18 protein-coding genes are annotated in these 16,527 nt (G+C 71.3%); 6 read left to right on the top strand and 12 right to left on the bottom strand.

Annotated elements, in window-relative coordinates:
- The first annotated feature begins 34 nt into the window (after nucleotides 1-34).
- Nucleotides 35-1,627, top strand: coding sequence for an acyl-CoA synthetase (locus ACQP2O_RS45675; RefSeq protein ID WP_433175726.1), 1,593 nt, complete (start codon nucleotides 35-37; stop codon nucleotides 1,625-1,627).
- A gap of 174 nt (nucleotides 1,628-1,801) precedes the next feature.
- Nucleotides 1,802-2,212, top strand: coding sequence for a MarR family winged helix-turn-helix transcriptional regulator (locus ACQP2O_RS45670; RefSeq protein ID WP_433191370.1), 411 nt, complete (start codon nucleotides 1,802-1,804; stop codon nucleotides 2,210-2,212).
- 82 nt (nucleotides 2,213-2,294) lie between these two features.
- Here ACQP2O_RS45670 and ACQP2O_RS45665 read toward each other — a convergent pair whose 3' ends face one another.
- The 5 genes from ACQP2O_RS45665 to ACQP2O_RS45645 all read right to left on the bottom strand — a co-directional run bounded on the left by ACQP2O_RS45665 (nucleotide 2,295) and on the right by ACQP2O_RS45645 (nucleotide 5,845).
- Nucleotides 2,295-2,546 carry a hypothetical protein gene (locus ACQP2O_RS45665; protein WP_433175724.1) on the bottom strand — a complete coding sequence of 84 codons (252 nt, stop codon included), beginning with the start codon at nucleotides 2,544-2,546 and terminating at the stop codon, nucleotides 2,295-2,297.
- 86 nt (nucleotides 2,547-2,632) lie between these two features.
- Entirely contained in the window at nucleotides 2,633-3,487 is an 855-nt protein-coding gene (locus ACQP2O_RS45660; protein ID WP_433175722.1) for a hypothetical protein, read from the bottom strand.
- A gap of 64 nt (nucleotides 3,488-3,551) precedes the next feature.
- Entirely contained in the window at nucleotides 3,552-4,139 is a 588-nt protein-coding gene (locus tag ACQP2O_RS45655; protein ID WP_433175720.1) for a helix-turn-helix domain-containing protein, read from the bottom strand.
- On the bottom strand, nucleotides 4,136-4,888 hold the full coding sequence (locus ACQP2O_RS45650) for a hypothetical protein (protein ID WP_433175718.1): 753 nt from the start codon (nucleotides 4,886-4,888) through the stop codon (nucleotides 4,136-4,138). The genes ACQP2O_RS45655 and ACQP2O_RS45650 overlap by 4 nt, the downstream gene beginning before the upstream one ends.
- A gap of 63 nt (nucleotides 4,889-4,951) precedes the next feature.
- Complete coding sequence (locus ACQP2O_RS45645) at nucleotides 4,952-5,845, bottom strand: LysR family transcriptional regulator (protein WP_433175717.1); 894 nt, start codon at nucleotides 5,843-5,845, stop codon at nucleotides 4,952-4,954.
- A gap of 101 nt (nucleotides 5,846-5,946) precedes the next feature.
- Between ACQP2O_RS45645 and ACQP2O_RS45640 the strand changes: the two genes are divergently transcribed.
- Nucleotides 5,947-6,483, top strand: a complete 537-nt coding sequence (locus ACQP2O_RS45640) for a cysteine dioxygenase (RefSeq protein WP_433175714.1) — start codon at nucleotides 5,947-5,949, stop codon at nucleotides 6,481-6,483.
- A gap of 65 nt (nucleotides 6,484-6,548) precedes the next feature.
- On the opposite strand, the gene menC is transcribed toward ACQP2O_RS45640, so the two are convergent.
- The 6 genes from menC to ACQP2O_RS45610 all read right to left on the bottom strand — a co-directional run bounded on the left by menC (nucleotide 6,549) and on the right by ACQP2O_RS45610 (nucleotide 12,847).
- The gene (menC, locus tag ACQP2O_RS45635) at nucleotides 6,549-7,655 is read right to left on the bottom strand and encodes an o-succinylbenzoate synthase (protein WP_433175713.1); all 1,107 of its coding nucleotides are present in this window, start codon (nucleotides 7,653-7,655) and stop codon (nucleotides 6,549-6,551) included.
- Complete coding sequence (locus ACQP2O_RS45630; RefSeq protein WP_433175711.1) at nucleotides 7,652-8,419, bottom strand: GNAT family N-acetyltransferase; 768 nt, start codon at nucleotides 8,417-8,419, stop codon at nucleotides 7,652-7,654. Before ACQP2O_RS45630 ends, menC begins: the two co-directional genes overlap by 4 nt.
- Before the next feature lie 49 nt (nucleotides 8,420-8,468).
- The gene (locus ACQP2O_RS45625) at nucleotides 8,469-9,566 is read right to left on the bottom strand and encodes an MCE family protein (protein WP_433175710.1); all 1,098 of its coding nucleotides are present in this window, start codon (nucleotides 9,564-9,566) and stop codon (nucleotides 8,469-8,471) included.
- A 232-nt stretch (nucleotides 9,567-9,798) separates the two neighbouring features.
- Complete coding sequence (locus tag ACQP2O_RS45620) at nucleotides 9,799-10,956, bottom strand: lipid-transfer protein (protein WP_433191367.1); 1,158 nt, start codon at nucleotides 10,954-10,956, stop codon at nucleotides 9,799-9,801.
- A 76-nt stretch (nucleotides 10,957-11,032) separates the two neighbouring features.
- The gene (locus tag ACQP2O_RS45615) at nucleotides 11,033-11,554 is read right to left on the bottom strand and encodes a Zn-ribbon domain-containing OB-fold protein (RefSeq protein WP_433175708.1); all 522 of its coding nucleotides are present in this window, start codon (nucleotides 11,552-11,554) and stop codon (nucleotides 11,033-11,035) included.
- Between the two features lie 48 nt (nucleotides 11,555-11,602).
- Complete coding sequence (locus tag ACQP2O_RS45610) at nucleotides 11,603-12,847, bottom strand: MFS transporter (protein WP_433175705.1); 1,245 nt, start codon at nucleotides 12,845-12,847, stop codon at nucleotides 11,603-11,605.
- Nucleotides 12,848-12,881: 34 nt separating this feature from the next.
- Between ACQP2O_RS45610 and ACQP2O_RS45605 the strand changes: the two genes are divergently transcribed.
- Nucleotides 12,882-13,742 (top strand): LysR family transcriptional regulator, encoded by an 861-nt coding sequence (locus ACQP2O_RS45605; RefSeq protein WP_433175703.1) that lies wholly within the window; start codon nucleotides 12,882-12,884, stop codon nucleotides 13,740-13,742.
- Between the two features lie 152 nt (nucleotides 13,743-13,894).
- Here ACQP2O_RS45605 and ACQP2O_RS45600 read toward each other — a convergent pair whose 3' ends face one another.
- On the bottom strand, nucleotides 13,895-14,677 hold the full coding sequence (locus tag ACQP2O_RS45600) for an SDR family oxidoreductase (RefSeq protein WP_433175701.1): 783 nt from the start codon (nucleotides 14,675-14,677) through the stop codon (nucleotides 13,895-13,897).
- A gap of 86 nt (nucleotides 14,678-14,763) precedes the next feature.
- Between ACQP2O_RS45600 and ACQP2O_RS45595 the strand changes: the two genes are divergently transcribed.
- Nucleotides 14,764-15,537, top strand: a complete 774-nt coding sequence (locus tag ACQP2O_RS45595; protein WP_433175699.1) for an SDR family oxidoreductase — start codon at nucleotides 14,764-14,766, stop codon at nucleotides 15,535-15,537.
- 11 nt (nucleotides 15,538-15,548) lie between these two features.
- The gene (locus tag ACQP2O_RS45590) at nucleotides 15,549-16,493 is read left to right on the top strand and encodes an LLM class F420-dependent oxidoreductase (protein ID WP_433175697.1); all 945 of its coding nucleotides are present in this window, start codon (nucleotides 15,549-15,551) and stop codon (nucleotides 16,491-16,493) included.
- The last annotated feature ends 34 nt before the right edge of the window (nucleotides 16,494-16,527 follow it).

Here is a 16,527-nt window from a genome sequence, read left to right as displayed (position 1 = left end):
AGACCGCCGGCCCGGGCCGGCCCCGGAGGTTGTGATGGAGTTCAACCACGCCGACCTGTTCGAAGGCCTCGCGGACGCGATCGGGGAGCGGACCGCCGTCGTCGTCTTCGACTCGGGAGGCGATACGCGGCGCCGCACCTACGCCGAGCTGGACGCCGACGCGAACCGGCTGGCGCACCACCTGCGGGACGCGGGCGTCACCGCCGGGCGGCACGTCGGAATCCAGCTGTACAACGGCCTCGAGTACGTCACGGCCCTGCTGGCCACGCTGAAGATCCGCGCCGTGCCGGTCAACGTCAACTACCGGTACGTCGAGGCCGAGTTGGAGTACCTCTACGACGACGCCGACCTCGTGGCGCTGGTGTACGACGCGGAGTTCGAGGACCGCGTGACGGCCGCCGCGGCCGGGGTGCCCGCGCTGAAACACCGGATCGTCGCCGGCGGCACGTCCCCGCACGCGGTCGCCTACCCCGACGCCCTGGCGGAGAGCCCGGCGACGCGCGGGTTCGACAAGCGGTCCGGCGAGGACGTCTACATCATCTACACCGGCGGCACGACCGGCATGCCCAAGGGCGTCATGTGGCGGAGCACGGACCTGTTCATGGCGTTCGGCGGCGGCAACCCGTACGGCGACCCGCGCGAGACGCCCGAGGCGGTGATCGAGGCCGCCCGGTCCTCCGGGCCACTGGTGATGATGCCCGCCGCGCCGCTCATGCACGGCGCGGCGCAGATGGCGACGTTCATCGGCTGGTGGATGGGCGCGACGATCGTCTACACCCGGCGGTTCGACGCGGCCGAGGTCCTGCGGGCCATCGAGGCGGAGAAGGTCCTCACCATCAACATCACCGGCGACGCCATGGCCCGGCCGCTCGCCGACGCCCTCGCCGCCGGATCGCACGACCTGAGCTCCCTCGCCGTGTTCAGCTCGACCGGCGCGATCCTGTCCGGCGCGGTCCGCGACCGCCTGCAGGAACTCATGCCGAACGTCGCGATCCTCGACAACTTCGGCTCTTCGGAGTCGGGCTTCACCGCCTCGGCCGTGGACGGATCCTCCCCGGAGTCGGGGATGCGCTACCGGGCGAACAACGCGCGGCTACGGGTCCTGGACGACGCGCTGAAGGAGGTCCAGCCCGGATCCGGCGTGCTCGGACAGGTCGCCAAGAGCGGGCACATCGCGTTCGGCTACTACAACGATCCGGAGAAGACGGCGAAGACGTTCGTCGAGGTCGAGGGGGAGCGCTGGCTGCTGACCGGCGACATCGCGACCGTCGAGACCGACGGCACCATCGCGGTCTACGGCCGAGGCTCGCAGTGCATCAACACCGGCGGCGAGAAGGTCTTCCCGGAGGAGATCGAGGCGGTGCTCAAGCGGCACCCCGCCGTCTTCGACGCCCTGGTGACCGGCATCCCCGACGAACGGTTCGGCAGCCGCGTCGCCGCCGTCGTCCAGCCGTACGAGCAGCCCCCGACCGTCGACGAGTTGGACGCCCACTGCCGCGGCGTACTGTCCGGCTACAAGGTCCCGCGAACGTACGCCTTCGTCGAGGAGATGCGCCGCTCACCCGCCGGCAAGGCCGACTATCGCTGGGCCAAACAGATAGCCGAACAGGCCGCCGCCCGCACGTAACACCGTCGCGCTGAGACGTGCGCCGGGGAACCTCCCTGCCGGGCGCTGGATACGATGGTTGGAGAAGCTCGTCTTCAGAGCGTTTCCGGGATCGTCCGAAAGTGGGGGTCGATGGCGTCGTCCGAGCGTTCGGAGCTCATCGCGGAGCTGAGTCACCAAGCCCGAGTGAGCACCATGTGGACGGTGCTGCTGCACAACGCGATCGCCAGCCGGTCGGGCATCAACGTCACCGACATGCAGTGCATCAACCTGCTGCAGCTGCGCGGCCCGATGACCCCGGGACAGCTCGCCGACGCGATGTTCCTCACCACCGGCGGCGCGATAACCGCCGTGATCGACCGGCTCGAGAGGGCCGGGATGGTGCGGCGTCACAGGGACGACAAGGACCGCCGCCGGGTCATCGTCGAGGCACTGGAGGAAGGCCCCATCATGGAGCTCGGCCGCAGGTTCATGCCCGTGGCCGAGCTGTACGAGAAGGTCATGGCGGACTTCAGCGACGACGACCTGCGGTCCATGATCACGTATGTCACCCGCAACAACGAGATCTCCCCGGAGGTCATCGAGCGGGTGAAACGACTCGGCTGACCGCTCCCAGCGGTACCCACGCCATGCGGCCCGCATCGCAGGGAACGATCCCTGTCGGCGGGACGGCGCAGAAGCGATGGCCTCAGTCGAAGAGTTCCGATGCCGTTGAGACCACTCCGGCGCGCTGTGCCCACGCTTCCAGTTGAGCGAGGTCCCTGCACGCGGTTATGCGATCACGGGCCTCAGGTGAGACGCAGATGCCCCGCCCTGACAGCACCATCAGGATGATCTTCGCCGCCCCTTCGACCTCACCCTCGGCGCGGCCCTCGACCTTGCCGTCGTCGAAGTAGCGGCGGGCGAAGTCGCTCTGGTACTCGTAGTTCTTGAGCTTCATCAGCGGCTCCGAGTATGACCTCGCGTTATGCGGCCCACCTGGCAAGGAACAATCCCTGCCGGCGGGACGGCGCAGGAGCGATGGACTCAGTCGAAGAGCTCCGCGGCGGCCGAGATCACGACCGCACGCTGCAACCACACCTCGAGCTGGGCAAGATCCGTGCATCCGGTTACGCGAGCACGGATGTCAGGTGAGACGCAGATGCCACGGCCAGACAGCACCATCAGGACGGCCTTGGCCGCCTCTTCGACCTTGCCGTTGTCGAAGTAGTGGCGGGCGAAGTCGCTCTGGTACTCGTAGTTCTTGAGCTTCATCAGCGTCTCCAGGTGGTGCCGGGCTGCCTGCGGAAGCATTGCGGATACGACATCATGATAGAGCGCCCGGTGATCGGGATCGAGCGCTCCGTAAGCGTCGACCAGCGACTCGAGCGTCTTGGCTCCGTCCGGCCGGCCGCCGTGCGCCATCGCGGAGAGCACGGCGAGTTCGGGTGTCCGGGCGGCCTCGTCAGGCTCGATCACCTGTGGGATCTGATCCGGGCCGAGGACGATCGGCGTCAGCGTCATCCCCGGGTGATCGAGATCGATCGGACGCGAGGCCCACCTGGCCACGGCGGGAACCGGGCAGACGACGAGCAGCTTGACCGGACACCTCAAGCGATAGCGCAGGCCCATCAGATAGAACGGCCAGCTGTAGAGCTTGTCCTTGTCCTCATCGCCCTGGACCTCGACGATTAACGCGAAGTTCCGCTTCTTCTCCCAGTACTCGATCACCGCGTCCGCACGCAGCTCGGCGAGCCGATCGTCCGTGACGTTCTCAGAACGGATCCGGGCCTCCCGGTATCGCGGAAGCGAAACGCCGAGCGAGCGATCGACGATCTCCGCGGCCAGTGCCGGGCGACTGCGGAACATCTCACAGATCGCTTCATGCTTGCTTGAGGGCATGGCAGTGGATACTAACCGCAATCGAACGGTCACGCTCGGCAATCTGATCGGAAATCCCTGTTGATCAGCCGACGGCCGGTGAGGCGATGACGACGGTGACGTCGGCCGGGACGTCGCCGGTGCGGTAAGAGTGCGGGGAGTCCCCGGCGAAGGCCAGCAGGTCACCGGTGCTGAGCGAGCGGGGGTCGTCGGCGGGCCCGGCGTCGAGCCGCCCGGACGCGACGAGGAGGTGCTCGACCGTGCCGGGAGCGTGAGGAACGCCGTCGATGGAGGTGTGCGCGGGAAGGCGGAGCCGCCACAGCTCGAGGCTGTGACCGCCGCTGATCCTCCGAAGCAACTCGCGCGTGGGACCTTCGTCGCTCGCGACGGTCGCCGGAAGGTGAACGGTGCCCGGCGACGCGTCGCGGGTCAGCAGGTCGGTGAGCGGGATGCTCAGGGCGACGGCGATCGCGTCGAGGGTGTCGATCGTGGGGTTGCCGGCACCGGCCTCCAACTGCGACAGCGTCGCCTTGCTCAATCCGGTGCGGCGGGCCAGCTCGGCCTGGCTCATCCCGCGCTGCCGGCGGCGGCGCTGGATCTGGGCTCCGGCCGCGGCCGCCGCGCTGCTGGTGGCCCGGCGCTCGGGCCGGTGCGCAGGATCGGTGCCGGTCACTTCAGCGGCCTGTGGGAGGCGGTGTAGGAGACCCGGACGCGGCCCTTCTTCATCTTCACGGCCGTGATCGTAACGTCCGCGAGGTCGGCGAGGCTTCGTACGTGCGTCCCGCCGCAGGGTGCGGCGTGCAGGTCTCCCAGGCGGATGACGCGCCGTCCTTCGGCGTCGTATTCGGCGGTGACCGGGAGATCCTCGGCGATCGCCGCCGCGACTCGTGCCCGCAGCCGGTCGGCGGCCTTCTCGCGATCCTCCGGGTCGGCCAGGCTCGCGGCCGTCTCGGTCGGGCTCGCGGCCGACTCGGCCGGGGTGAACTCGATGCGTGCCTGGCCGGGGAAGTGGATGTTGCCGGCGAGGGCCCATCCCTCGGCCCGCCCGGCGGCCTCGATGAGGTGGCCGGCCGTATGGAGTGCCGCGTGCAGCAGCCGCAGATCGGCGTCGACGCGAGCCTCCACGATGTCGCCTTCGGCGAGGGCGTCCAGCGTGTGCCCCTGATCGTCGCGGGAGTGCAGCACGACGAGACCCGTCTCGGGATCGCGCGTCGGGGCGACCTCGCACTCGCCCAGTCGGCCGCGGTCGGCGGGCTGACCGCCTCCCTGCGGATGAAAGATGTTCTCCCGTACGGCGACCCATGCCTCACCGTCGGCGGTGCTGCCCGTCGCCGTGACGTGCGCGGTGACCGCCGTGAGGTAGGTGTCCTCCAGGTAGACGGCCGTCTGGCGCTCCGCATGCGGCTTCTCTTGATGAACCATACGTTCAATATAACGAACGAATCGTGCCGCCGGAATCGACGGGCCGGTCGCGTGGGCCGGCCGCTACGAGTTGCCGGTGCCCGCGAGGGAGTGAACGCCGGTGCTCTCGATCAGTGCGTCGAGGAGCGCGGCGGTGGCGGGAGGCTCGGGCGGTTCGCCGTACGTCGCGGCAAGGACGTACCGGGTCGAGTCGGGCAGCGCGACCGTGCGTACGGCCGGGTTGCGGGCGGCTTCCAGGGCGAGGGCGGGCAGTGCCGTCACGCCGAGACCGGCCGCGACGAGTGCCTGGACGGCGACGAAGTCGTCGGTGGTGAAGGAGACCCGCGGGCTGAACCCGGCGCGTTCGCACATCTCGAGGAGGTGGCGGCGGCAGCGGTCGCAGCCGGCGATCCACTCCGCGTCCGTGTACGCCGCCAGGTCGGAGCCCGAGTCGTCCGCCGTGACCAGGTGGCTGGGCTCGTCCAGCAACCGCCGGATGCGGATGTCGCCCTCCTCGGCGCCGGTGTCGTACCGGAAGATCACCGCGACGTCGACGTAGCCCGCGCGGAGCATGCGGACGGCCTCCGGCGGCTCGGCCTCGGTGAGGCTGACGCGCAGGCCGGGATGGCGCTCGGCCAGCAGTGACGCGGCCCGGGGCACGAAGGTGCCGAGCGCCGACGGGAAGGCGGCCAGCCGGACCCGGCCCTGGGTCAGCCCGACGTGGGCGGACAGCTCGGCTTCGGCCGTGTCGAGCCGCCCGAGGATCTCCGCGCCGCGCTCGGCGAGCGTGCGGCCCGCGTCGGTGAGGCGGATGCCGCGCCCGACCCGCTGAACGAGCTTGGCGCCGGTCTCGGCCTCCAGCCGCGCGAGGTGATGGCTGACCGACGGCTGGGAGTAGTGCAGTTCCTTCGCGGCGGCCGTCACCGAGCCCGTACGGGCCACCGCGACGAGCACGCGAAGCCGGGAAACGTCCAGCATGAGGCCAATATATCGATGGCTTCTATGGAACAGGCCGACGATTGGCATTGGACCGATGAGTGACCCGTCCGACACCCTGGAGGGGACGAAGGAGGTTCGCTATGACACTCGTGCTCAGCACCGTACGGCCCGGCCTGGAGGATCTGGTCACGGGCGTGCGTTCCGTCGTGGACCTCCACGCGGACTGGCGGGAGACCGCGCGGCTCGTCGCCGCCGAGCTGCAGCGGCACATGCCCACGCCGGACGTGCTGACCGCTGAGGAGCGGATGGGCGACCCCGACCGGTACGTCAGCCACACGCTCTACGTCGAGCCCGGCGGCGGGTTCTCCCTGGTGGGGCTCGTGTGGCGGCCTGGGCAGGTCACCCAGATCCACGACCACGTGACCTGGTGCGTCTTCGGCGTGCTGCAGGGCGTGGAGCACGAGGAGCTCTACGTCCAGCGGGACGACCACCTGGTCCGCGTCGGGGTCAACGACAACCACGTCGGCGAGGTCAGCGGCTTCGCGCCGCCCGGCGACATCCACCGGGTCCGCAACTCCGGCGACGGCACCGCGATCTCCCTGCACATCTACGGCACGGACATCTCCCGCGTCGACTCGAGCGTGCGGCGCTGTTACGACCTGCCCGTACGGGACTGACGCGGCGCGTACGGACCTGGTCGGCCGATCGCGCTCGTCCTGCTCCCGCGTGTGGAACGTGATGCTCAGTCGGCCCGGAGATCCACGGTGTCCGAGGACTCCGTGAGGTCGTCGAGGACGTCCGGGAGCGGCTCGACGCCGAGACCCGCGCCGTCCGGGACCCGCATCATCCCGTCCCGCAGCACGAACGGCTCCGTGACGTCCCGCGTGTAGTACCGGTCCGACGCGGAGACGTCCCCGGGCAGCGTGCAGCCGGGCAGCGCCGCGAAGGCGAGGTTGGCGGCGCGGCCCAGGCCGGTCTCGAGCATTCCGCCGCACCACACCGGTAGTCCATGGGCGACGCACACGTCGTGGATCCGCCGCGCCTCCAGGTAGCCGCCGACGCGGCCGGCCTTCACATTGACGATCGAGCACGCGCCGAGCGTGATGGCGTCGGCGGCGGACCGGGCGGAGACGATCGACTCGTCGAGGCAGATCGGCGTGGTGAGGGCCTCCGCGAGCCGCGCGTGCCCGAGCAGGTCCTCCTCCGGCAGCGGCTGCTCGATCAGCAGCAGGTCGAAGGGGTCCAGCGCCGCGAGGTGCCGCAGGTCGGTGCGGGTGTACGCGGCGTTCGCGTCGACCTGGAGCGGGATGTCGCCGAACCGTTCCCGCACCGCGCGCACCGGCTCCAGGTCCCACCCCGGTTCGATCTTCAGCTTGATCCGTACGTAGCCCTCCCGAAGGTAGGCGTCGACCGCGTCCAGCAGCTCGGGGATCGAGTCCATGATCCCGACGGACACGCCCGCCGGCACCCGCGTCCGCGTCGCCCCCAGGTACGCCGCGTACGACAGGCCCGAGACGCGCAGCTCGGCGTCGAGCACCGCCATCTCCACCGCGGCCTTCGCCATCGGATGCCCCCGGACCGGCGCGAACGCCGCGCCGAGCCCGCGGGCGGTGACGTCGGCGGGCAGCCGGGGGAGCAGGTGGTCGCGGATCACCTGCTCGGCCCCGTCCACGTACTCGGCGGAGTACAGCGGCTCGGCGGAGGCGACGCACTCGCCCCACCCCTCCGTCTCGTCCCCGAACACCCGGACGAGCAGGACCTCCCGGTCGACGTCCGTCCCGAACGACGTGCGGAACGGCGTCACCAGGGGCATCCGGATCCGCCTGAGCTCGACCCCGGACAGTTTCATCGCGCGCGCTCCAGCAGGTAGTAGCCGGCCCGAGTGAAGCCGGTGACGTGGAATCCCTCGGCCAGCGCGCCGCCGAGCGCGACGCGCTGGGCCTGGCGCCACTCCCCGGCGGCGGTCTGGCAGACCGCTCGCACGGTCGTGATGTCGGCCGGCGTCCCGACCGCCACGGTGGTGGCGCCGGCCGGGTCGCGGCGCTCGGGGCGGCCCAGCGCGTCCTCGGTCAGCGTGATCACCGTGTTGTCCCCGGGCTCGGGCCGTGTCGCCGATGTACCCGCGAGCGCCGCCGCCACCTCCGGGCTGTCGAGCCGCCACTCGACGAGGAGGCGGTCGCTGGGGTCGCCCACGTTCAGCTCGTCGGGCATGTCGCCGTAGAAGTTCTCGAGGTACGCGGCCGCGCGGGCGGCCAGCTTGGCCAGGTTGAAGTGGGCGTTGCGCCGGGCGAGCGGGTCGAACGTCCAGCTGATCGTCATGATGCCCCGCTCGAGCGCCCACTCGCGCTGATGCGCCTTGATCGCGAAGCCGACGCCCCGGCCCTGGACGGCGACACCGGTGATGTGGGAATGCAGGCCGCCGTCCGCGGTCGGGAACGCCGCGCATGCGCCGATCATCGTGCTGCCGTGGAACGCCCCGGCGACATAGCCGCCGATGTGGCGGGTCACCTGCAGCATCTCGAACGGCATCGGGTCGGTCGGCCGCCAGATCTCCGCGAGCAGCGCGGAGGCGGTGTAAAGATCCTTCGCGGCCGTCAGTTCGCGTACATCCATGTACCGATCGTGACGTCTCGCCGACCCCGTGGAAACACCGGGGTCGGGGTCAGGGGATGACGGGCAGCGGGTTGCCGCTCTTGGACGGAGACGGCTTCGACGATTTGGTGTGCTTCGGCGTGCCCTTGGACGGGTGGGCACCGCCCGGCGACGGTTTCCCGGTCGGCTGCTGCGCGCCGTCGTTGCGCGTGCTCGGCGGCGCGATGCCGATGGGCAGCGGGATGAGGTTCTGGACGTAGACGTCGAACCACCGGCCGCTGCCGGTCAGGTCGGCCGTCTCGTTCCCGAACGGGCCCATCTCCTGCAGGGCCTTGTCCAGGTTTCCCTGGTTGCGCTGCAGGATCTGCACGACCTGGTGGAGGTTCCGGAGCGTGGGGCCGAGGGTGGCCTGGTTCTCCTGGATCGTCCCGGTGATCTGCTGGGACAGGGCGACGGTGCCGGTCAGCAACTGGTTGATGACGACTCGGCGGTTGTTGATCTCCTGCAGCAGGAGGCCGCCGTTCTGCACCAGCACGGCGAGGTCACCGCTGCGGGAGGCCAGTAGCGAGGTGACGTTGCTGGAGTGCTTGAGCAGCTGGCCCAGCTCGTCGTCGCGGGAGGACACCGCCTGGGAGATCTTTTGCAGGCCCGCCAGGGTCCGCCGGAGGTTCTCCGGCGAGCCCTGCATCGTCTGGGTCAGCGTGTCCATGGCCTTGGCCAGCTGCTTGGTGTCGATCTGACCGAGCTGCTTGCTGGCGTCCTGCAGGGCGGGCACCACTTCGTACGGCGCCGAGGTCCGCGAGAGCGGGATCTGCCTGCCCGTCGGCTGCCGGCCGGGCCCCTTCGGATCCAGGGCGAGGAAGTGCGAGCCGAGGATGGTCTTGATCTTGATCTGGGCCCGCGTCTGCGTTCCGAAGTGCGCGCTGCTGGTGAACTTCACCTTCACGTGGTCGCCGTCGAGGTCGACGCTGTCCACCTTGCCGACCTTCACGCCGGCGATGCGGACCTCTTCACCGGGCTTCAGCCCGCCCGCCTCGGCGAACGCCGCGGAGTACGTCGTGCCGCCGGCGAACTGCTGCAGGTTGAACGCGAGCAGGGTCGCCAGGCCGGCGGTGGCCAGGCCGGCGATGCCGATCGGCAGCGGATTGCGCTCCCGGAATGGACGCATCTGCGCGGCACCTCGCGACGAGTTTCGGCGGACTGGGCGCGCGGTCAGGGTCGCAACCCGGCGTCCACGCGGACACGCGACTGCGGAGAGAACCCTGGCGCGTCAGTGAAAGGTACTGACGCGTAGCGTGGCCGACAAGAACCCGCTGTGCTCGATCTGCGGCGTGATCTGCGCACGATCACGCGTCCCCCCAGGTCAGCAATGCCTTACTGGCGGGGTGGAGTGACGTAACTCACGTTCGCGCGATGATCGCCGATCCGTGCCCGAACAGTCCCTGGTTGACCGCGATGCCGGCCCGTGCCCCTTCCACCTGGCGTTTTCCCGCCTGTCCGCGTAGCTGCCAGGTGAGCTCGCAGACCTGGGCGATCGCCTGCGCGGGGATCGCCTCCCCGAAGGACGCCAGCCCGCCGCTCGGGTTGACCGGGATCCGGCCGCCGAGCGCCGTCGCGCCGTCGCGCAGCAACCCCTCCGCCTCGCCCGGTTTGCACAGGCCGATGTCCTCGTACCAGTCCAGCTCCAGCGCGGTGGACAGGTCGTAGACCTCGGCGAGCGACAGATCCTCCGGGCCCAGCCCGGCCTCCTCGTACGCCGCCGCGGCGTTCGCCGCCCGGAACGGCCGCTCCGGCGGGTCGACGGCGACGCTGGAGTCGGTGGCGAAGCTCGCCAGCTCGAGCGCGGTGTGCGGGAACGTCGGGGTCACCGTGGAGAGCGCCGCGATCCGTACGGGCGTGCCGTGGCCGCGCCGCCGCGCGTACTCGAGGCTGGACAGCACGACCGCCGCGCCGCCGTCACTGGTCGCGCAGATGTCCAGCAGCCGCAGCGGGTCGGCGACCACGGGCGACGTCGCGACGTCGGCCGCGGTGACCTCCTTCCGGTACCGCGCGTACGGGTTGTGCAGCCCGTGCCGGGCGTTCTTGACCTTCACCGCGGCGAAGTCGTCCCGGGTGGCGCCGTACAGGGCCATCCGGCGGCGGGCGTACAGCGCGAAGTACACCGGGTTGGTCGCGCCCAGCAGGCGGAACCGCAGCCAGTCCGGGTCGTCGGGCCGGTCGCCGCCGACGGGCGCGAAGAACCCCTTCGGCGCGGCGTCGGCCCCCACCACCAGCGCGACGTCCACGAGACCGGCGAGGATCTGCGCCCGCGCCGTGCTCATCGCCTGCGCGCCCGAGGCGCAGGCCGCGTAGCAGCTCGACACGCGCGCCCCGGACCAGCCCAGGGCCTGGGCGAATGTGGCGCCGGCGATGAACCCGGGGTAGCCGTTCCGGATCGTGTCGGCGCCCGCGACGTACTCGATGTCCGTCCAGGCGAGGCCGGCGTCCGTCAACGCGTCCCGCGCCGCCGCGAGGCCGTACTCGACGAAGGCGCGCCCCCACTTGCCCCAGGGATGCATGCCGACCCCGAGGACGGCGACGTCTTTATCGCTCACTCACCCTCCCCACTCGCTGCGTCGGGCTCGCTCGGATCGCTCACTCGCCTTGCCTCTCTTGGAGCGCGGCGTCCACTCCGCTCGCCGCGTCGGGCTCGCTCGGGTTCGCGTTCACGAGGGGGCGCCACTTCCAGACGAGGTGGTCCGGGTCGAGCTCCTCGACGACAAGCTCGACCTCCATCCCGACGGCCAGCTCGTCGACGCCGATCCCCTTCACGACCTGGCCGAGGACGACGATCCGCTCGGCCGCCAGCTCGACGGCGGCGACGGCGTACGGCTCGAAGTCCTCGCCTGAGACGTACGGCGGCGGAGGACGGTAGCGGGCGTCGGCGTACGACCAGATCCGCCCGCGATCCGAGAGCGGGGTCGTGACGAGCTCGTCGCCGTCGCAGGCGGGATTGCGGCAGGTCAGGGCCTGCGGCGGGAAGTAGACGGTGCCGCAGGCGGTGCAGCGGGTGCCGGTCAGGCGTGGCGGGTCCACGGTGAACCAGCCGTCGACCGCGTTCACCGGCCCGTCGGCGCGGTCCACGGCCGGATCGTTCCCGGATGGGTGCTGCGCCACCGGCGGCCTCCTAGTTGACCAAGCGACCGCTCAAATCTATAACGTGTTCTACTCGAGCGGAAGAGGCCGCGGCTCGCTCAGGCGGCGGGCCGCGAGCGCGGCGACCGCCAGAAGGGCCAGGGCGTAGCCGACCGTGGCCGGCCAGTGGCCGTGCTCGTACGCGAGGCCGCCGGCCGAACCACCGAGGCTGCTGCCCGCGTAGTACGCGAACAGGTACAGCGCGGACGCCTGCGCCTTCCCGGCCGCGGCGCGTCGTCCGACCCAGCCGCTGGCGACCGAGTGCGCCGCGAAGAAACCCGCGGTGAAGACGAGCAGTCCGACGGCCAGGACGGGCAGCGCGCGCGGCAGGGTCGCCAGCAGCCCGGCGGCAGCCAAGACGAACGCGCCGAACAGCACGGGGCGGCGCCCGATCCGGTCGGCGAGCGATCCGGCGGCCGGTGAGCTGACCGTGCCCGCGAGGTACATCAGGAAGACCAGGCCGGTGACCCACTGCGGCAGGCCGAACGGCGCGGCGAGCAGGCGGTAGCCCAGGTAGTTGTAGACCGTGACGAACCCGGCCATCAGCACCAGCGCGATCAGGTACAGCCGGCGCATCGCGGGGTCGCGGAGGTGCCGGAGGAGCTGCCCCGGGCCGGTCCGGGCGGGGCGGAAGCAGCGGGAGCGCGGGAGCAGCGCCCAGAAGAGAAGGGTGAGGAGCAGCGCGCCGAGGGCGGTGACGCCGAGCGCCCACCGCCAGCCCGCCAGGCCGGTCGTGAAACCGGGGACGAGCCGCCCCAACAGGCCGCCGACGGTGTTCCCGGCGATGTAGCGGCCCATCGCCCCGCCCAGCGCCTCGGGGTGGACCTCATCGGCGAGGTAGGCCATCGCGACGGCCGGCACGCCGGCGAGCGCGATGCCCTGCGCCGCGCGGACCGCCGCGAGCGCGGGGAACGACGGGGCGAACGGCAGGAGCAGGCCGAGGACGGCCGCCGTCACCGAGGAGACCGTCATGATCCGGGTCCGGCCGAAGCGCTCCGACAGCGAACTCACCGGGATCACCGCGAGCGCGAGCGTGCCGGTCGACAGGGAGACCAGCAGGCTCGACGTCGTGGGGGAGACGCCGAAGACCCGCGATAGCTCCGGCAGCAGCGCCTGCGTCGAGTACAGCGACATGAACGTGGTCAGCCCGGCCGCGAACAGCGCGAGGTTCACCCTACGCAGCCCGCGCGAGCCGCGGCGGTGTCGAAGGTCCAGGTCCGGAGGTGAGGTGACGAGCACCCATTCAGATTGCGCGCGGGGGATCGATGCGTCCAATGAAAGTTGTTACTGAGAACTATGCTTGATGGTTATGGATCTGGAAACGGTTCGCTGGTTCCTCGCGGTCGCCGAGCAGCGGCACGTCACCCAGACCGCGGCCGAGCTGCGGATCTCCCAGCCGGGGCTGTCCCGGGCGATCGCCCGCCTCGAACGCGAACTGGGCGTGCGCCTGTTCGACCGGGAGGGGCGGACGCTCCGGCTCAGCCCGTACGGCGAGATCTTCCGCCGGCACGCCGAGCGCCTCGTCGCCGAGGAGAAGGCGGCGCGTCACGCCCTGGCGCAGGCCGCCGACCCCGACGGCGGTGAGGTGGGGCTGGCCTTCCTGCACACTCAGGGCACCGCGCTCGTCCCGGAGTTGCTCCGCGACTACCGGCGGGAGCATCCGCGCGTGACGTTCCGGCTGAGCCAGGGCAGCAGTGAGCACATCGGAGCGGCGGTGACCGAGGGGCGGGCCGACCTCGCGATCACCAGCCCGCGCCCGGCGGAACTGGCCTGGCACCCGCTCGCGACGGAACACCTCCACCTCGCGGTCCCGGCCGGGCACCGGCTCGCCGGCCGCGAACGGGTGCGCCCGTCCGACGCCGCCGACGAGCCGTTCATCCTCATGCGGCACGGGTACGGCCTGCGCTCGATCACCGACGAGCTGTTCCGGAGCGAGGGCGTCCGGCCCGAGATCGCGTTCGAGGGGGAGGAGGCCGCCACGCTCCGCGGGCTGGTCGCGGCCGGGCTCGGGGTCGCCATCGTGCCGCCGGGCGAGCCCGTCGCCGGCGTGTCCGAGATCGTCATCACCGGCGCGCACCGCACCATCGGCCTGGCCTGGGTGGCCGGCCGGACGCGCCCGCCCGTCGTCGAGGACTTCCGCCGTTTCGTCATGGCCCGCGCCAACGCCTGACCGGCGGCGTCGTCACCGCGCCGAGCGTGATCGGACGTCGTCACCGCGCCGGCGCCTGACGAGCGGCGTCGTCACCGCGCCAACGCCTGATGCGCGGCGTCGTCATCACGCCGGGGCGTGAGGGGCGGCGGTCGCTCGGCTCGATCCGGCCTTCAGCTCTTGAGGGAGGCGACCATGCGGCGCAGCCCCGCGAGCCAGCGGTCACGGTCGGCGGCCTTGCGGCGCTCGAACTCGGCCACCTCGGGATGCGGGAGGATCAGGAACGCCTCGGCCACGAGCCCCGCGACGACCGCCTCGGCGACGTCGTCGGGTTCGAGCACCGCGCCCGCCGCGGCCACGACCTGCCCCGCCATGCCTTCGAGGGCCTCGGTGAGGAGCGGAGTGCGCACGCCCTGCGGGCACAGCGCGCTGACCTTGATGCCCTGGTCGCCGTAGGTCAGCGCCAGCCACTCGGCGAACGCCACCGCGGCGTGCTTCGTCACGGCGTACGGCGCGTCGCCCGGCTGGGTGAGCAGGCCGGCGGCCGAGCAGGTGTTGAGGAAGTAGCCCTCGCCGCGTTCGAGCATCCCGGGAAGCGCCGCCCGCGCGGCGTACACGTGCGCCTGGACGTTGACGGCCCAGGAGGCCGCCCACTGCTCCGGCGTCGCCTCCAGCCCGGCGCCCGTGCCGATGCCCGCGTTGGAGCAGACCAGGTCGATCGGGCCGAACTCACCGGCTTCGCCGATCATCGCCCGCACCTGCTCCTCGTCGCCGACGTCGGTGCGGACCGCGACCGTACGGCAGTCCAGCCCCGCGGCGACCCGCTCCACGGCGTCCAGGTCGAGGTCGGAGAGGCAGAGCGCGGCCGCGCCCTCCGTGGCGAACCGGCGGGCCAGCGCCGCGCCGATTCCGCTGCCGGCACCGGTGATCACGATGTTCTTCCCGCTGATCTGCATGGCAGGAACGTAACATCCGGGACTAGGCTAGTTGAACCCGATTCGGATGTCAGAAAAGCTCCGGGCGTGAGCTGAAAGGCGGCAGCATGGCACTCGAGACCGGTCTGGCGGGCAGGACCGCCCTGATCACCGGCGCATCGCGCGGCATCGGCAGGGCGACGGCGGAGGCCCTGGCCGCGGAGGGATGCAACGTCGTGCTGTCCTCCCGGAAGCAGGACGCCCTGGACGAGGTCGCCAAGGAGATCCGCGCAGCCCACCCCGGCGTCGGCGTCCTCCCGAAGGCCGCGCACGTCGGCGACGCGGACGCCGCGCGGGCCTGCGTCGAGGCGGCCGTCGCCGAGTTCGGGAGCGTGGACGTCCTCGTCAACAACGCCGGCACCAGCCCGCACTTCGGCCCGATGGTCGACATCGACGTCGCCCGGGCCGACAAGACCGTCCAGGTCAACCAGTTCGCCGTGGTGCTGTGGACGCAGCTCGCCTGGAAGCTGTCCATGGCGGCCCGCGGCGGGGCGATCATCAACATCTCCTCGGTCGGCGGCATGGTGACCGAGCACGGCATCGGCTACTACAACGCGACCAAGGCCGCCGTCATCCACCTCACCCGGCAGTTCGCCGTCGAGCTCGCCCCCTCCGTGCGCGTCAACGCCGTCGCCCCGGGGCTGGTCAAGACCCAGCTCGCCCGGGCACTGTGGGAGGAGAACGAGGAGAAGATCGCCGCGTACCTGCCGCTCGGCCGCCTCGGCGAACCCGAGGACATCGCCAAGGCGGTCGTCTTCCTCGCCGGGGACACCGCGAGCTGGCTGACCGGGCAGACCCTCGTCGTCGACGGCGGCTCGACCGTCCGCCCGACCATCGCCTGAGGAGGCTCCACATGTCTCGATGGGGACTGACGATTCCGCTCATGGGCGTGCCACTGGCCGAGCACCGGAAGGTGGTCGAAGGGCTGACGGACCTCGGATACACCGACGCGTGGTCGGCGGAGACCGCCGGGACCGACGCGTTCACGCCACTCGCCCTCGCCTCCCAGTGGGGGCCGCAGTTGCGGCTCGGCCCGGCGATCGTGCCCGTCTACACGCGCGGTCCCGGCCTGCTCGCTCAGCAGGCCGCCACCCTCGCAGACCTCGCCCCCGGCCGGTTCGTCCTCGGCATCGGGACGTCCTCGCCGGTGATCGTGGAGCGCTGGAACGGCATCCCCTTCACCGAGCCGTACCGGCGGGTGCGGGACACGCTGCGGTTCCTCCGCCAGGCCCTGGCCGGGGAGAAGGTCAGCGACGAGGCGCTCGGCGTACGCGGTTTCAAATTGGATACCCCGCCGCGGACGCCGCCGCCGATCGCCCTCGCCGCACTGCGCCCCGGCATGCTCCGGCTGGCCGCCCGTGAGGCCGACGGCGCGATCACCAACTGGCTGGCGCCGTCCGACGTCCCGAAGGTCCGGGCCGAGTTCGGCACGGAGAAGGAACTGATCGCGCGGATCTTCGTCTGCCCGACGTCGGACGCCGATGAGGCGCGGGCGCTCGGCCGGCGGATGATCGCGGCGTACCTGACGGTTCCCGTCTACGCGGCCTTCCACGAGTGGCTCGGCCGTGGCGAACGGCTCGCGGCGATGAACGAGGCGTGGGCCGCCGGCGACCGCAAGGCCGCCCTCGCCGCCATTCCGGACGACGTCGTCGACGACCTCCTCGTCCACGGCTCGCCGGACGAGTGCCGTGAACGCGTCCGCGCGTACGTCGACGCCGGCCTGGACACGCCCGTCCTCGCCGTCCTGCCGAACAGTGAGACCCAGGTCACGGACGCCGTGCGCGCGCTCGCCCCCTAGTTTCGGATCGGGCAAATCGCAAGATCGGGGATGT

The sequence above is a fragment of the Actinoallomurus sp. CA-150999 genome, assembly GCF_050942425.1.
In the GTDB taxonomy this organism is placed as follows: domain Bacteria; phylum Actinomycetota; class Actinomycetes; order Streptosporangiales; family Streptosporangiaceae; genus Actinoallomurus.
The sequence above is the reverse complement of the archived record's forward strand: the minus strand, read 5'-3'. Positions and strand labels throughout refer to the sequence as shown.

Bases quoted from the DNA above. Each gene is read 5' to 3' on its own strand.
- menC (WP_433175713.1), bottom strand. From the start codon at position 7,655: ATGAAACTGTCCGGGGTCGAGCTCAGGCGGATCCGGATGCCCCTGGTG.
- ACQP2O_RS45645 (WP_433175717.1), bottom strand. From the start codon at position 5,845: ATGCTGGACGTTTCCCGGCTTCGCGTGCTCGTCGCGGTGGCCCGTACG.
- ACQP2O_RS45595 (WP_433175699.1), top strand. From the start codon at position 14,764: ATGGCACTCGAGACCGGTCTGGCGGGCAGGACCGCCCTGATCACCGGC.
- ACQP2O_RS45605 (WP_433175703.1), top strand. From the start codon at position 12,882: ATGGATCTGGAAACGGTTCGCTGGTTCCTCGCGGTCGCCGAGCAGCGG.
- ACQP2O_RS45670 (WP_433191370.1), top strand. From the start codon at position 1,802: ATGTGGACGGTGCTGCTGCACAACGCGATCGCCAGCCGGTCGGGCATC.
- ACQP2O_RS45630 (WP_433175711.1), bottom strand. From the start codon at position 8,419: ATGGATGTACGCGAACTGACGGCCGCGAAGGATCTTTACACCGCCTCC.
- ACQP2O_RS45660 (WP_433175722.1), bottom strand. From the start codon at position 3,487: ATGCCCTCAAGCAAGCATGAAGCGATCTGTGAGATGTTCCGCAGTCGC.
- ACQP2O_RS45650 (WP_433175718.1), bottom strand. From the start codon at position 4,888: ATGGTTCATCAAGAGAAGCCGCATGCGGAGCGCCAGACGGCCGTCTAC.
- ACQP2O_RS45600 (WP_433175701.1), bottom strand. From the start codon at position 14,677: ATGCAGATCAGCGGGAAGAACATCGTGATCACCGGTGCCGGCAGCGGA.
- ACQP2O_RS45590 (WP_433175697.1), top strand. From the start codon at position 15,549: ATGTCTCGATGGGGACTGACGATTCCGCTCATGGGCGTGCCACTGGCC.
- ACQP2O_RS45625 (WP_433175710.1), bottom strand. From the start codon at position 9,566: ATGCGTCCATTCCGGGAGCGCAATCCGCTGCCGATCGGCATCGCCGGC.
- ACQP2O_RS45665 (WP_433175724.1), bottom strand. From the start codon at position 2,546: ATGAAGCTCAAGAACTACGAGTACCAGAGCGACTTCGCCCGCCGCTAC.
- ACQP2O_RS45620 (WP_433191367.1), bottom strand. From the start codon at position 10,956: ATGCATCCCTGGGGCAAGTGGGGGCGCGCCTTCGTCGAGTACGGCCTC.
- ACQP2O_RS45640 (WP_433175714.1), top strand. From the start codon at position 5,947: ATGACACTCGTGCTCAGCACCGTACGGCCCGGCCTGGAGGATCTGGTC.
- ACQP2O_RS45675 (WP_433175726.1), top strand. From the start codon at position 35: ATGGAGTTCAACCACGCCGACCTGTTCGAAGGCCTCGCGGACGCGATC.